11 protein-coding genes are annotated in these 13,947 nt (G+C 71.1%); 6 read left to right on the top strand and 5 right to left on the bottom strand.

Annotated features, from left to right (window positions below):
* Positions 1-71: 71 nt before the first annotated feature.
* From OHA21_RS39900 to OHA21_RS39885, 4 genes are all read left to right on the top strand, one after another.
* On the top strand, positions 72-4,334 hold the full coding sequence (locus OHA21_RS39900; protein WP_328464143.1) for a hypothetical protein: 4,263 nt from the start codon (positions 72-74) through the stop codon (positions 4,332-4,334).
* Positions 4,335-4,431: 97 nt separating this feature from the next.
* Positions 4,432-6,219 (top strand): NHL domain-containing thioredoxin family protein, encoded by a 1,788-nt coding sequence (locus OHA21_RS39895; RefSeq protein ID WP_328464141.1) that lies wholly within the window; start codon positions 4,432-4,434, stop codon positions 6,217-6,219.
* 61 nt (positions 6,220-6,280) lie between these two features.
* Positions 6,281-6,832, top strand: a complete 552-nt coding sequence (locus OHA21_RS39890; RefSeq protein WP_328464139.1) for an RNA polymerase sigma factor — start codon at positions 6,281-6,283, stop codon at positions 6,830-6,832.
* Positions 6,825-7,724: a CU044_5270 family protein gene (locus OHA21_RS39885; RefSeq protein ID WP_328464137.1), complete on the top strand. Its 900-nt coding sequence runs from the start codon at positions 6,825-6,827 to the stop codon at positions 7,722-7,724. The genes OHA21_RS39890 and OHA21_RS39885 overlap by 8 nt, the downstream gene beginning before the upstream one ends.
* On the opposite strand, the gene OHA21_RS39880 is transcribed toward OHA21_RS39885, so the two are convergent.
* Genes OHA21_RS39880 through OHA21_RS39870 form a run of 3 tightly spaced genes read right to left on the bottom strand, consistent with a single transcriptional unit; the run spans position 7,712 to position 9,901 of the window.
* Positions 7,712-8,473, bottom strand: coding sequence for a LamB/YcsF family protein (locus OHA21_RS39880; RefSeq protein ID WP_328478833.1), 762 nt, complete (start codon positions 8,471-8,473; stop codon positions 7,712-7,714). The two genes, OHA21_RS39885 and OHA21_RS39880, sit on opposite strands and share 13 nt — an antisense overlap.
* Positions 8,469-9,299, bottom strand: coding sequence for a biotin-dependent carboxyltransferase family protein (locus OHA21_RS39875; protein ID WP_328464135.1), 831 nt, complete (start codon positions 9,297-9,299; stop codon positions 8,469-8,471). The genes OHA21_RS39880 and OHA21_RS39875 overlap by 5 nt, the downstream gene beginning before the upstream one ends.
* Complete coding sequence (locus OHA21_RS39870; RefSeq protein WP_328464133.1) at positions 9,296-9,901, bottom strand: 5-oxoprolinase subunit B family protein; 606 nt, start codon at positions 9,899-9,901, stop codon at positions 9,296-9,298. Before OHA21_RS39870 ends, OHA21_RS39875 begins: the two co-directional genes overlap by 4 nt.
* Positions 9,902-9,979: 78 nt before the next feature.
* Between OHA21_RS39870 and trhA the strand changes: the two genes are divergently transcribed.
* Positions 9,980-10,654: a PAQR family membrane homeostasis protein TrhA gene (trhA, locus tag OHA21_RS39865; RefSeq protein ID WP_328464131.1), complete on the top strand. Its 675-nt coding sequence runs from the start codon at positions 9,980-9,982 to the stop codon at positions 10,652-10,654.
* Between the two features lie 58 nt (positions 10,655-10,712).
* Here the strand turns inward: trhA and OHA21_RS39860 are convergent, their stop codons facing one another.
* Positions 10,713-10,988 carry a DUF6458 family protein gene (locus OHA21_RS39860; RefSeq protein ID WP_328464129.1) on the bottom strand — a complete coding sequence of 92 codons (276 nt, stop codon included), beginning with the start codon at positions 10,986-10,988 and terminating at the stop codon, positions 10,713-10,715.
* Positions 10,989-11,195: 207 nt separating this feature from the next.
* Here OHA21_RS39860 and OHA21_RS39855 point away from each other — a divergent pair, with 207 nt between their 5' ends.
* Entirely contained in the window at positions 11,196-11,714 is a 519-nt protein-coding gene (locus OHA21_RS39855; protein WP_328464127.1) for a SixA phosphatase family protein, read from the top strand.
* A gap of 6 nt (positions 11,715-11,720) precedes the next feature.
* Here the strand turns inward: OHA21_RS39855 and OHA21_RS39850 are convergent, their stop codons facing one another.
* Positions 11,721-13,910, bottom strand: a complete 2,190-nt coding sequence (locus OHA21_RS39850; protein WP_328464126.1) for an Ig-like domain-containing protein — start codon at positions 13,908-13,910, stop codon at positions 11,721-11,723.
* Between the last annotated feature and the right edge of the window lie 37 nt (positions 13,911-13,947).

Genomic DNA, 13,947 nt, shown 5'->3' with positions numbered 1-13,947 from the left:
GACGGCGGAAGGTCGCCGGTGGGGTCGCGTCCGTGCAAAGCTGGCACGGCCGCATCGATGAGGAGGCGCGTATGACGTCCGAGGGGCACCACGCCGGGCAGCCGGCCGAGGCCACGTCGGGCGGACCCGCGTCGGGCAACTTCCCGCCCGACGCCGAGGGTCAGCGACTTTCGGGCCGGGCGTCCGCCCCGCCCCCCGCCGAGGGCTTCCCCACCTCGTACGGTCCGCCTCCGCAACAAGCTCCGAACGGCGGCTCGCCGTTTGTCGTCCCGGCCGTCTCCACCTTCGGCGCCGGGCCGGCTCCCAGCGGCACCCCCTACGGTTCGGCCCGGGCGCCGCAGCCGGAGGACGCCTCGCCGTACGGGTCGGTTGCCCCTGGTAATTCGGGGTCCGCTGCCGGTTCGTCCTACGGTTCCTCGTCCGTTTCCGGCGCCGCCTCGGTGCCCGGCTCGGCCGCCGGCTCCGCCTCTGTCTCCGGCGCGGCTTCGGTCCCCGGTTCGGCCTCGGTCCCTGGTTCAGCGTCGGTCCCTGGTTCAGCATCGGTCCCCGGTTCAGCTTCGCCCTATGGCGGCGGTTCCGCGGCTGCCTCGTTCCGCCCGTCCTCGCCGTTCGACGCCGACCCCGCTGGTGGCCAGCCTGCGCATTCTCCGTGGGCTCCGGGTGCTTCCGGATCGGCTTCTCCGGACAATTCTGGCGGCAGTAACCCGTTCGGGCCCGCGAGCTTCCCGCCGCCGGGCCGGGCCGCTTCCGTACCGGCTTCGCCGGCAGGCCAGCCGGACAATCCGTTCATCCGTTCCGAGCCGGTTCCGGCGAGCAACGGCTCGAGCGGTCTCCCGACCCGCACGCCGGGCGCCACCACGCCGGCGGACGAGTTCGGCACTCGTACGCCAGGCTTCTCCGCCTTCGGTGACCAGCCCGTTCGCGTTCCCGGCGCCAGCCTTTCCGACCTGCCCGACGCGCCGAGCCGTTCCGAGGCCGGCCCCGCGCAGAACAGCTGGCTCGAACAGAATGCCCGCGCCGGCGAAAACGGCCAGGTGCCCGACACCTTCCCGTCCCGCCGCGGCGACAGCGGCGGCTTCCCGCTGCGCGCCCCGGCCGGCCCCGGCGCCGACGCCGGCAACCCGCCGCCCGGCCTGGACCTGCCGATCCGCAGCCAGCAGCCGTTCGGCGACTCGCCGCAGCCGGCTTCCGGCCAGCCCACCTACGGCCAGCCCGCCTCCAGGCAACCTGCCTTCGGCGAACCCGCTTCCGGCCAGCCTGCTTTTGGCCAGCCCGCCTCCGGACAGCCTGCCTTCGGTGAGCCTGCTTCCGGGCAGCCCGCTTTTGGCCAGCCCGCCTCCGGGCAGCCTGCCTTCGGTGAGCCTGCCTCCGGGCAATCTACTTTTGGCCAACCCGCTTCTGCGCAGCCTGCCTTTGGCCGGCCCGCCTCCGAGCAGCCCGGTTTTGGCCAGCCTGCTTCCGGTCAGCCCGCGTTTGGCCAACCCGCCTCCGAGCAGGCTGCTTTCGGCCAGCCCGCTTCCGGGCAGCCGGCGTCTGGCCAGGCCGTCTTCGGCCAGGCCGATCGTCCCGATTCGTCCGCTTCCTTCGGCCAGTCGGTCGATCGGGCTGGTTCTTCAGATCGCTTCGGGCAGCCGGCCTTCGACCGTCCCGGAGCGGCGGGCTCGTTCGGGCAGTCCGAGCGGTTCGGCCAGCAGTCCGAGCCGGACGCACCGGCCGCTGCGCAGGGCGGCGAGTCACCAGCCGGCGGTTCCGGCTTCCCGCAGCGTGTGCCCGGCGCCGCACTAGGTACCGGTGGCAGCCTCCCGGAGCCCACCTCCGGCGGCGGCGTCCCGCAACCGCGCGACCCGGCAGAGCGTCCGGCCGTCGGCTCCGCGCGCCCGGTGACCGCCAGCGCTTCGGTCCCGGGCGTCCGCGTCACTCCTCCGGGTGACGGAGCAGAATTGCCACCGCCGGCCGCGCCCACCCCGCAGGCCCGGGTCTACGGACGGCCGAGCCCCACCGACGGAACCGACGGCGCCGAGGAGACTCTCGCCCGCTCCGGAGACGAGCAGCCCTCCGGCGGCTTCTCCACCACCCCGCAGCGCGACCCTTCAGGCGGATTCCCCGCCTCCGCGCAGCGCGACCCTTCAGGCGGATTCCCCGCCTCCGCGCAGCGCGACGCTTCCGGCGGATTCGCTGCGTCCGCACAACGCGATGCGTCTGGCGGGTTCGCTGCCTCTGCACAACGTGATGCGTCTGGCGGGTTCGCTGCACCGGAACGTGATGCTGCGGCCGGCTTCCCGGGAACCCAACGGGACGCCAGCTTCCCGGGCTCCCAGCAGGACCCCGGCAGCAATTTCCCCGGTTCCCAGCGTGACGCTGGCAGCATTCCGGGGTCGCAGCGGGATGGGTCGGACGGGTACCCGGGGGCGCAACGCGATGCCTCCGGCGGATTCCCCGCCGCGCCGCAGGATGACGAGCAGGCCGGTTTCGCGGCCGGCCGGTCGAACGACGACCGGCCCGGGCACGGTGGCCTGACCGGCATCCCGTTCCCGCCTGCCCGGCGGGAGGACGACCAGCGGCCCGGCTCGGCGTATCCGCAGGGTGAGTCCGCACAGCGCGGCAGCGACCAGCGTGCCGGCACCTACGGCTTCCCTGCTCCGCAGCGCGAGGATGAGGGCAGCCCTTACGCCTCGCGGTCGGAGACGAACAACCCCTTCGGCCCGCGTCCCGGCGGAGAAGCGAACAGCCCCTTCGGCCCGCGACCCGGCGATGAAGCCGGCTCGTTCGGCCCGCGGCCCGGCGAAGACGCGAACAGCCCCTTCGGCCCGCGGCCGGGCGAAGAAGCTAACAGCCCGTTCGGCACTCGATCTGGTGACGGGTCGGGCAATCCCTTCGGGCCCCGGCCCGGCGAGGAGCCGAGCGGCGGTTTCGGCAGCCCCTTCCCGGGTTCCCAGGGCGACCGGCCGAACTTCCCTGGCCAGCAGGGCGACGGGCCCGCGTTCCCGGCTCAGCACGGCGACCGGCCCAACTTCCCTGGCCAGCAGGGAGACGGGCCGGGATTCCCGGCTCAGCACGGCGACCGGCCCAACTTCCCTGGGCAGCAGGGTGACGGGCCGGGATTCCCGAGTCAGCAGGGCGACGGATCCGGCTTCCCAGGTCAGCACGGCGACCGGCCGAACTTCCCCGGCCAGCAGGGCGACCGGCCCAACCTTCCCGGCCAGTTCGGGAATGGGCCGGGATTCCCGGGGCAGCACGGTGACGGGTCCGGCCAGCAGGGGGACGGGCCGAACGGCACTGCGAGTTTCGGCTCCGCGCCGATTCCCGGAGACGCTCCCGGTGTCGCGCCGCAGTCGCCGGCCCGGGCTACTGCCCGCGCAACGGCCAGTGCACGAGTGACCCCGCCGGAAGCCCCGGGTGGACCGGGCAGCAACGGGCCGGGCAGCAACGCACCGGGCAGCAGCGGGCCAGGCGGCAGTGGACCGGGCAGCAGTGGGCCGTACTCGATGCCGGGTTCGCCGCAGTTCCCCGGCGCCGGTGCGACGCCGTATGGTCCGCCCGGCTCACCGGCGCAGCCTGGGCAGCCGTTCGGATCGCCCGCGCAGCCTGGGCAGCCGTTCGGATCGCCCGCGCAGCCGGGACAGCCTTTCGGCTCGCCCGCGCAGCCGGGACAGCCGTTCGGGTCGCCAGCGCAGCCGGGGCAGCCCGGCATGCCGCCCTACGCGGACTTCGCCCCGGGTGGCCTCGGGTCTGGCCCCGGTGCCGGCGCCGTGCCGGATCAGTACAACGAGCACACCACGGACGTCGCGGGGCGCGGTGGGTCGCCGTATGTGCCGGCGCCCGCACTGCCGCCGATGCCCGGTGAGCCGGACCCACGGTCGACCAGCGCCACCTATCCGAGCAGCCCGCCGGCCGGTGGCACGTACCCGAACAGCCCGGCGGCCCGTGCCACCGTCACCCCGCCCGGGCCGGAGGACACGACCAGCTGGCCCGGCCCGGATGATCAGGGCAAGTTCGACCAGTTCAAGACCAGCGAACCGCCGCCGCCGGCGAAGGTGAACGTGCGTACCGTGCCGGTCACGCTTGCCGTCGTGCTCGGTGCCACGTTGCTGCTCGGCCTGGTGTTCGGCCTGGTCTACCTGATCTCCGGGGACGACGAGTTCAAGGTCGCGCAGGGCCAGTGTGTCAAGCGCGACGGCGACACCCCGGTGGTGGCCGAGTGTTCCGAGGCGGGCACGTTCCAGGTGGTGTCGATCGTTCCGGCCAAGGAGCAGTGCGCCGACCTGACCCAGCCGTACATCGTCGTGCCGAAGGGTGACGGGACCGAGGTTCTGTGCCTGAAGCCGAACGCCTGACAGCGAACGCCTGACGGCGAACGCCTGACGGTGAACGCCTGACGGTGAACCCGGTCCCGCACCGAGCGGGACCGGGCCCTTGGAAGACAATGGGATCATGAACTCTCGCGTGCGTGCGCCCGAACTCAAGGGTCGCGGCTGGCTGAACACCGGCGGTAAGGCCCTCACCCTGGCCGACCTCCGGGGCAAGATCCTCATCCTGGACTTCTGGACGTTCTGCTGCATCAACTGCCTGCACGTCCTGGACGAGCTGCGTCCGCTGGAGGAGAAGTACGGCGACGCGCTCGTGGTGATCGGCGTGCATTCGCCGAAGTTCGAGCACGAGCGCGACCCGGTTGCGCTGGCCGCGGCCGTGGAGCGGTACGGCGTACACCACCCGGTCGTCGACGACGGCGACATGCATCTCTGGCAGCAGTACGCCGCGAAGGCCTGGCCCACCCTGGCCGTCGTCGACCCGACCGGCTACCTGGTCGCGTCGATGGCCGGCGAGGGTCACGCCGAGGGCTTGTCCCGCCTGATCGACGAGCTGATCGTCAAGCACGAGGCGGACGGCACCCTGCACCGCGGCGACGGCCCGTACGTCCCACCGCCCGCCCCGGACGGCCTGCTCCGTTTCCCCGGCAAGGCGATCGAGCTGCCGAACGGCAACCTGCTGGTCTCCGACTCGGCCCGCCACCAGATCGTCGAGCTGGCCGCCGACGGCGAGACTCTGATCCGCCGTTTCGGAGAGGATGTCCGAGGTGAGCCGTTCAGCGAGCCTCAGGGCCTGACCCTGTTGCCCGCGAAGACCGCCGAGCTGGTCGGCTACGACGTGGTCGTCGCCGACACGGTGAACCACCAGCTCCGGGCGATCAACACCGGGACCGGCGAGATCACCCTGGTGGCCGGCTCCGGCAAGCCGTGGCGTTCCACGGTGGACGGCCACCCGCACGACGCGCTCGCCGCCGACCTCTCCTCCCCGTGGGATCTGGCCTGGTACGACGACAAGGTCATCATCGCCATGGCCGGCATCCACCAGCTGTGGTGGTTCGACCCGATCAAGCGCACTGTCGGCGTCTACGCCGGCACCACGGTCGAGGCCCTGCGCGACGGCCCGCTGCCGGACGTCTGGATGGCCCAGCCGAGCGGCCTGAGCGTCGGTGGCGACCGGCTCTGGATCGCGGACAGTGAGACTTCCGCCCTGCGCTACGTCGAGGACGGCGTCCTGCACACCGCGGTCGGTCAGGGCCTGTTCGATTTCGGGCACGTGGACGGCCCGGCCGCCGAGGCCCTGTTCCAGCACCCGCTCGGCGTCGCCGCGCTGCCGGACGGTTCGGTGCTGGTCGCGGACACGTACAACGGGGCGGTCCGTCGCTTCGACCCGGCGGCGAACAGCGTCTCCACGGTGGACTCCGGTCTGGCCGAGCCGAGCGACGTCCTGGTCACCGCGAACGGCGAGGTCATCGTGGTGGAGTCGGCCGCGCACCGGCTGACCCGGCTGGCTCCCGGCGTCGTGAAGACCGTGTCCGGGGAGCGGCACAAGACCGAGCGCCCGCCGTCGCATCTGGCACCGGGCGAGGTGACCCTGGACGTCATCTTCACGCCGGCGCCGGGGCAGAAGCTGGACAGCCAGTTCGGGTCGCCGTTGCGGCTGGTCGTGTCGGCGTCGCCGGCCGAGCTGCTGCTGGAAGGCGAAGGCACCACCACCGACTTGTCGCGAAAGATCCGGCTCAACCCCGACGTACCGAAAGGTGTTCTTCAGGTTGTGGCGCAGGCCGCGACCTGCGATGTGGACGCCGAGTTCGGGGCCTGCCACCTGACCCGGCAGGACTGGGGTGTGCCGATCGTGATCGACCCGGCCGGCCCGAGCCGGTTGCCGCTGATCCTGCGAGGTATGGACGCGTGAACCTTCCCCCCGCGAGTGACGGATAACAGTTGTCACCGTCGCCTGCGGGGGAAGGAAATACATGCCGAGCAGTGAGCTGGACGACTTCGCGGCGTTGTTCGACCGACATGCTCCCTACATTCATCGCTATCTGGCCCGCCGTCTCGGCGATCAGCAGGCCGATGACCTGGTCGCCGAGACGTTCCTGACCGCGTTCCGCCGGCGTGCCACGTTCCGGCCGGAGCAACGCGACGCCCGGCCCTGGCTGTACGGCATCGCCACACATCTGGTCGCCCAGCATCGCCGGGACGAGGTACGCCGGCTGCGGCTGCACCAGGCTGTCCCACCCGAACCGGACACGACCTGCCACGCCGATCAGGTGGCGGCGCACGTCACCGCAACCGCGCTGCGGGACACCCTCACCTCGGCACTCGCCGACCTCACCGACGGCGATCGCGACGTGTTCCTGCTGATCGTCCAGGAGGAACTGACCTACGAGCAGGTCGCCGCCGCCCTCGACATCCCGATCGGGACAGTGCGTTCCCGCCTGCACCGGGCCCGGACCACCCTGCGTGCCGCGCTCGGCGGCCGCAACCCACTGACCAGCACCGATGAGGGGGTACGCCATGGATGAGATCACGTTGACCCGGGAACTGGGCGAGGAGACCGCGCTGCCCGGTGCCGACCGTCTCGCCCCGGCCCGCGCTCGTCTGCTGGCCGAGATCGCACCGCCCCGCGAGGGCAAGCGGCGGACCGGCCGGTGGCTGCTCGCCGGGACGACCGCGATCGCCGGGACGGCCGCCGCCGTCGCCGTGCTGGCGTTGCCCGGGGCACCCGCGCCGGAACCGAGCGCACCTCCGGCCACCACGGCGCCCACGCCGAAGCTGGCACCGGTGGCCGCCTTCCTGGATCAGGCTGCGATCGTCGCCGGGCAGGCCGCGGACACGATTCCGCGCGACGACCAGTACCTCTACATCCGAACCACCGACCCGGACGGCCGTCGCAGTGAAAGCTGGTTGTCGATCGACGGCGAACGCGACAGCAAGGGCCGCGACCAGAAGGGCGACTGGCGGGTCTACCCGGGGTGTGTGGACGGGCGGACCGTGGCTGACGACGGTAAGACCGAGGTCGGCTGCGAACCAGTACGGCGCTACCGGCCGGACATGCCCGCTGAACCGAAGGCGATGGCGGCCTGGCTCAAGGCATTCGTCCGTGCTGAGGCCGGCGAGGAGAATCTCGACGGCATCGGCAAGTACATCGGGGCGTTCTCCTGGGAGTTCTGGATGCGGCCCGGGCAACGTGCCGCGCTCTACCGGGCGATCGGGATGTTCGACGGCATCCGGCTCGTCGAGGACGTCCGGGACGGCCGCGGCCGCGACGGCGTCGGGGTGGCCTGGGCCAGCCCGGGCACCGACGACGAGCGGGTGCTCTGGGTCTTCGATCCGAGGACCCATCGCCTGCTCGGCACCACCGAGACGTCGATCGAGAAGATCGCCGTGGTCGACCGGATCGGTCAGACCGGCTGACCATCCGCGAACGGCCGGACCGCCAGCCGTGCCGCGAGGCCGGCGCGTACCGCGCGGGCCAGCTCGACCGCCCCGGGCGTGTCGCCGTGCACGCAGATCGACCGAACCGGGCAGGCGACCACGGTGCCGTCGACGGCGATGACCTCGCCGTCGACGGCCATTCGCACCACCCGGTTCACCACTGCGTCCGGCTCGTGGACCAGCGCGTCCGGACGGGAACGCGGAACCAGCCGCCCGTCCGGCAGATAACCCCGGTCCGCAAAGCCCTCCCCGACCACCGTCAACCCGGCCTCGACCGCGCTCACAGCCAGCACCGATCCGGGCTGGCAGAGCACCGGCAGGCCGGCGTCGTAGGCGAGGATCGCGGCGACGACGGCGGACGCTTGCCGCTCGTCGACCGCCGCGGTGTTGTAGAGGGCACCGTGCGGCTTCACATACCGGACCTTGTCCCCCGCAACGCGACAGAACGCCTCCAGCGCGCCGATCTGGTACAGAATGTCGTCGCGCAGCTCGTCCAGGTCGTAGTCGATCCGGCGCCGCCCGAATCCAGCCAGATCCTGGTAGCCGACCTGCGCCCCGATCGCGACGCCGTTGGCGACGGCCCGCCGGCACACCCGGTGCATCGTGGACGGATCGCCGGCGTGGAATCCGCATGCCACGTTTGCCGAGGTCACGACGTCGAGTAGGGCATCGTCGTCGCCGAGGCGCCAGGCGCCGAAGCCTTCGCCCAGGTCGGCGTTCAGGTCAATCGAGCTCACGGAACCTCACGGTAGTCCCTGGGCGGGCCTGCGCGAGCGGCGTCACGTCCTCGACCACGCCGATCACCGGGTACCCGCCGGTGGTGGGGTGATCGGCCAGGAAGATGATCGGCTCCCCGTTCGCCGGCACCTGCACCGCACCGAGGACCACGCCCTCGGAGGGCAGTTCGCCGGCCTTGGTGCGGGTCAGGGCGGTGCCGGCCAGCCGGGCACCGACGCGGTTGCTCATCGGGCTGATTCGGTACGGCTGAGCGAACAGTCCCGCCACTTCGAACCAGTCGTCCCGCGGCCCGAGTCGCACATCGAGCTCCAGCTCCCCGCCGTCCGGTTCCGGCTCGCCCGGGTCAGCGCGTTCCCCACCCGGCTCCGCTCCGATCGGCAGCACCATCCCGTCGGACAGCCGCTCCGGACCGAGCCCGGAGAGCGTGTCGGTGGACCGGCTCCCGAGCACCGGCTCGACCGCGATCCCGCCGGCCACCGCCAGGTAGGACCGCAGTCCCCGGGTCGCCCTTCCGATCTCCAGAACCGCCCCGGCCGGCACCTCGACCACCGGCCCAGACACTTCCACTTTGTCCACTTTGAGAGTGGCCGAGGCTCCGGTGACCGCGACCGTGGCCGCCTCCTCGAAGCGCAATCGGCAACCCATCAGAGTGGTTTCCAGCCCGGCCGCGTCCGCCGCATTTCCGATAAGTCGGTTCGCGCGGATCAGCGCGGGCTGATCCAGCGCACCGGATCGGGGCACGCCGAGATGCGCGTAGCCCGGCCGGCCCAGGTCCTGCACGGTGGTGAGCGGTCCCGCCCGCAGCACGGTGATCATGAGGCCACCAACCGGACCCGGGTGCCCGGGGAGAGCAGGGCCGGGTGCTCACGGCGTACATCAAAGAGGTTTTTGTCCGTGCGACCGACCAGCTGCCACCCGCCCGGCGAGGCCGAGGGATAGATGCCGGCGTATTCGCCGGCCAGCGCGACCGCGCCGGCCGGCACCCGGGGCCGGGGCGTTGCCAGCCGGGGCACCGCCCAGGCTTCCGGCAGGCCGCGCAGATAGGCGAAACCGGGCGCGAAACCGCAGAAAGCAACGGTCAGCGGGGTGTCGACGAGTCGTTGCACCGCCTGGTCCGGCGCCACCTGCCAGAGCTCGGCGACGGACTCCAGGTCGGCGCCGTCGAACGCGGTGGGGATCTCCACCAGCTCGCCTTCGGCACGGGCTTCGCCCGGCGCCGGCTCCCAACCCGCAAGAAGGGTCTCGGTCCCAGGGGCAATGCCGTCCAGCAGCACGGTACGCGCACCCGGCACGATCTCGACGACGTGCAGCTCGCCCGACTCCCGGCGTCGCCACAGCTCAGCGCGCCACGCCTCGACCTCGTCCCCGCCGGCGCATTCGATAAGTAGCGCCGCCGCGCCCACCCGTCGTATTTTCATGAGGAAATCATCCGGGACCGCCAACCGTATCCGGCATCACTACCTACCGGTAACCTACGGTGCCGTAACCTGGATCGCGTGACAACCTCAGCCCCGTTCCGGATGAAGCCGGCCGACCTCGGTAAGCCGCGACTGCGCGGCCGGTTGCATCAGTACGCGTTCTTCGTCGCTCTGGTGTGCGGCATCGTGCTGTGTTCGATCGCTCTGAGCCGGCCCGGCATCGCACCGTTCATCAGTTGCCTGATCTACAGCATCACGGTCTGTGGACTGTTCGGGACCAGCGCTCTCTATCACCGGCGAGTCTGGAGCGAACGCGGCTACCAGATCATGCGGCGGATGGATCACTCGATGATCTTCATCTTCATCGCCGGGACCTACACGCCGTTCTGCGTGCTCCTGCTCGACCCCGGAAAGGCCACGCTGATGCTCAGCCTGGTCTGGGGCGGCGCCCTCGGGGGCGTCGCGCTCAAGCTGATCTGGCCGCACCTGCCCCGCTGGGCCGGTGCGCCGCTGTATGTGGCCCTCGGCTGGGCGGCCGTCGCCATCCTGCCGGACGTGCTGGCCGGCGGCGTCACCTGCCTGGTGCTGCTGATCGTCGGCGGCGTGACCTACACGATCGGGGCGGTCTTCTACGCGCTGCGCCGGCCGAACCCGTGGCCGGAGATCTTCGGCCATCACGAGTTCTTCCACGCCTGCACGCTGGTGGCCGCGATCTGTCACCACATCGCGGTCTACTTCGCTCTGTACGCCTGATCAATGACCTTTGTACGCCTGATCGGATGGGCCGGGAGATCCCGGCCCATCACCACGATCAGGAGTACGCCGGCGGGGGCGGCGGCGGACCGTCGTCGCGACGGACCTCGCGGTACTCGGTGGTGTAGCCCGGAGTGGCGACCGGCCGCTCGCGCGTGACCACCGTGCGACGGCGGCTGTTCCAGAACCAGAGCGTGATGATCAGGCCGGCCAGGCCGGCGACCATCAGGATCCAGCCGATCACACCGATGTCGAGACCACTGATGTCCGCCTCCACGGCGAACGCCAGGATCGCTCCAAGAGCGAGCAGGAAAATGCTGGCGCCGATGCCCATCGGACCCTCCTTGATTGAACTTTTTTCAACGTGGCCAGGGCCTACGGCCTGGCGCTTGTGAACAATCCCGACGCCTGCGGGCCCGAGGCCAGGTTGAAAATGGTTCACCGGTGTCCGCGCGGCCGGGCGAGCTCGCTCGACCGTGGTGAATGCGTCGATCGACCGTTTACCCGCACGCGTGAAGTTCCAATCAGGCAAGCTGTTCCAATGACTCCGCGGACGCTCATCCTGCTGCGCCACGCCAAGGCGGAAACGCCCGGCGAACTCGACGACTTCGACCGCGCGCTCACCACGCGGGGTGATTCCGACGCCACCGCCGCCGGATCGTGGCTGGCCGACGAGAAGCTCCGCCCCGACCTGGTGATCTGCTCACCGGCCAAGCGCACCCGGCAGACCTGGCAGCACGCCGCCGTCGCGCTGGCGAACGGGGAGAACTCCCGGCCGATGCCCGAGGTGCACTATGAGGACGATCTCTACTGGGGCGGGCGTACCGAGGTGTTCGACCTGCTCCGCGCGGTTTCCGAGACGGTCCGCACGGTCCTCGTCGTCGGTCACAATCCGACTATGTCCGAAGTGTCCGCTCTGCTGATGCCGGACGACCAGTTCTCCGGCGCGGTCGTCGAGATGAAGACCTCCGGCCTGGCCGTGCACACGACTGATCAGCCCTGGTCCGAGACCGAGCCGGGGGCGATGCGCCTGATCCGGCAGCACACCGCCCGCGGCTGAGGCCGATTACTTCCGGTACCAGGTCCGGGTCGTCGTCCAGGTGACGTTGCCCAGCTTGTCGTACGCCCGGACCTGCACCTTCATCGTCTTCTTCTGCTTCGCGGTGTTGACGCTCAGCGCGTACCCCGCGGTGGTGTCCCGAGCGACCACCTTGCCGTTGATGATCAGCTCGACCCGCGCGATGCCGCTGGTGTCGGTCGCTTTGACCGAGACCTTGACCGTGCCCTTGACCTTGGCCTTGTTCCCCGGCGCCTTGGTGATCGACACGGTCGGCGCCTTGTTGTCCGCGATCACGGTCCGCGTGTAGGAACGGGTGTTGCCGACCTTGTCGGTCAGCTTCCAGGTCAGCGTGACCTTGCCATTGGTCCGGCCGGTCGGGACCTGCTTCGAGGTGCCCGTCCCGAGGTATCTCCCGTTCGCCCACAGTTCCGCCTTCGCGACACCGGAGACGTTGTCGGTGACCCCGGTCAGCTTCGTCGTGAATGTGCCGCGCACCTTGGCGCTCGCCGCGGGGCTCATGGAGGTGGCCGTCGGCCCCGAGTCGTCGGCGTGACCGGACCAGCTTGTGTAGTGGTTGTTGCCGGCAGCGTCGAGGGCGTGGACCGTGAAGGAGGCGCCGCGCCCCTCCGGGACCCTGATCTTCCCGCTCCACGTGCTGGTACCCGGCTGACGCGTCAGTGCGACCCCGGCCACCGTCACCTCGGTCACGTCGTCCTCAGCGCTGACGACGACCTCGACGAGGTTCCGTACCGTGGCGGCCGGCTTGGGCGAGACGATCGAGATCGCGGGCGCGGCGGTGTCGAACCGGACCACGGTCGTACCCGTGCCGATGTTGCCCGCGTCGTCGTAGGCACGGATCGTGATGGTCTTGTCCCCGCTCCAGCCGGCGGGCGCCGACAACCGCAGCGGCTCGGCCCACGGCGTGCCACGCTCGGCGATCACCTCACCGTCCACGACGACCTCGACACGTGCTACCGCGTGGTCGTCGGTGACGACCGGACGCACCTCGACCGGAGTGGCGGTGATGACCTGACCGGCGGCCAGGCCGGTCGAATTCACTTTCGGCGCCTGCCGGTCGGCCGCGCCGAACTCGCTCAGCAGCCGACCGGCATTCAGGATCGGCGCGTCCTCGGCCAGCTCGGGGCTCGGGATCGCGGTCCGCAGTATCGCCTCGCGCACCTCGGCCGCCGTGGCGCCCGGCTTCGCGGCGAAGGCCAGAGCAGCAGTGCCCGAGACGACCGCGATCGCACCGACGCCACCATCGAGGTGCTGCTCGCCGAGCACCCGAAGGTTGTCGGCGGCCGCCACGTCGGTCCAGTAACCATGGCTGGGCAGCGTGCCCGGGCCCTTCCGGCCTGCGCCGTCCACGGCGCCGACAGTCAGGCCCTCCCGGGGCCGGTTGGACAGATCCGGGGTGGCGATCGCGGGTAGGTGGGTGGAGCCCACGACAAGCACACCGTGAACCCTGGCGTAGTCGACGGCGTCATGGAGCACGTCGCTGCTGGTCCACCCGGACGCCGTCACGGTGACCACCCGAGCCCCGTTCTTCACCGCCCAGACGATGCCGGCCGCAAGGTCGGATGCCGTGCCACCGTCACGGCCGGACATGGCCCGGACCGGCAGGATCCGGCACTGGGCACAGACGCCGGTTTCCCCCGTGCCGGCGATCAGACTCGCCACCAGCGAGCCGTGTCCGTCCTCGTCGGTGGCGTCGGCATCACCGTCCACGAAGTCCTGTCCCGGAAGGATCCGGCCAGCGGGCAACAATGCCGTCGGGCTGACACCGGTGTCCACCACGCCGACGATCGTGCCCCGCCCATCGGTGGCCCACGTCTTCGCAGCAGGCATCCGCACGGTTTCCAGCGTCCCGGTCTCACCGGGCCCAGGCTCCCCACCGGGCACGAGCTTCACGTCGGACCGTAAATGGCGGACTCCGGTGCCGTAAGCCTTCCGCATGGCCTCCTCGGCGCGATCCGGCGGCACGTCGACCACCATGGCCGACATTCCCGGAACCGGGCGGCTGGCGAGGGCGAGGTCACCGAGACGCTCCAGCACCCGCGCGGGGTCCGCGGACGTGGTCAGACCGACCACGAGACGGCCTGGCAGCACCTCGAAGTCGTGCGCGGAAGCGGCGGCCGGGGCCGCCCACGAGCCGACGAGCAAAGTTGAGATCAGCAATGACGAGACAAGGCGCAACGAAGGCTCCGCACGAAGATCCACTCAGGAGATTGCC

This window comes from Actinoplanes sp. NBC_00393 (genome assembly GCF_036053395.1).
Taxonomy (GTDB): domain Bacteria; phylum Actinomycetota; class Actinomycetes; order Mycobacteriales; family Micromonosporaceae; genus Actinoplanes.
Note: the sequence above shows the minus strand (reverse complement) of the source record. Positions and strands in the feature narration are given on the sequence as shown.

Coding starts and splice junctions, on each gene's coding strand:
- OHA21_RS39900 (WP_328464143.1), top strand. CDS start 72: ATGACGTCCGAGGGGCACCACGCCGGGCAGCCGGCCGAGGCCACGTCG.
- OHA21_RS39895 (WP_328464141.1), top strand. CDS start 4,432: ATGAACTCTCGCGTGCGTGCGCCCGAACTCAAGGGTCGCGGCTGGCTG.
- OHA21_RS39890 (WP_328464139.1), top strand. CDS start 6,281: ATGCCGAGCAGTGAGCTGGACGACTTCGCGGCGTTGTTCGACCGACAT.
- OHA21_RS39885 (WP_328464137.1), top strand. CDS start 6,825: ATGGATGAGATCACGTTGACCCGGGAACTGGGCGAGGAGACCGCGCTG.
- OHA21_RS39875 (WP_328464135.1), bottom strand. CDS start 9,299: ATGATCACCGTGCTGCGGGCGGGACCGCTCACCACCGTGCAGGACCTG.
- OHA21_RS39870 (WP_328464133.1), bottom strand. CDS start 9,901: ATGAAAATACGACGGGTGGGCGCGGCGGCGCTACTTATCGAATGCGCC.
- OHA21_RS39860 (WP_328464129.1), bottom strand. CDS start 10,988: ATGGGCATCGGCGCCAGCATTTTCCTGCTCGCTCTTGGAGCGATCCTG.
- OHA21_RS39855 (WP_328464127.1), top strand. CDS start 11,196: ATGACTCCGCGGACGCTCATCCTGCTGCGCCACGCCAAGGCGGAAACG.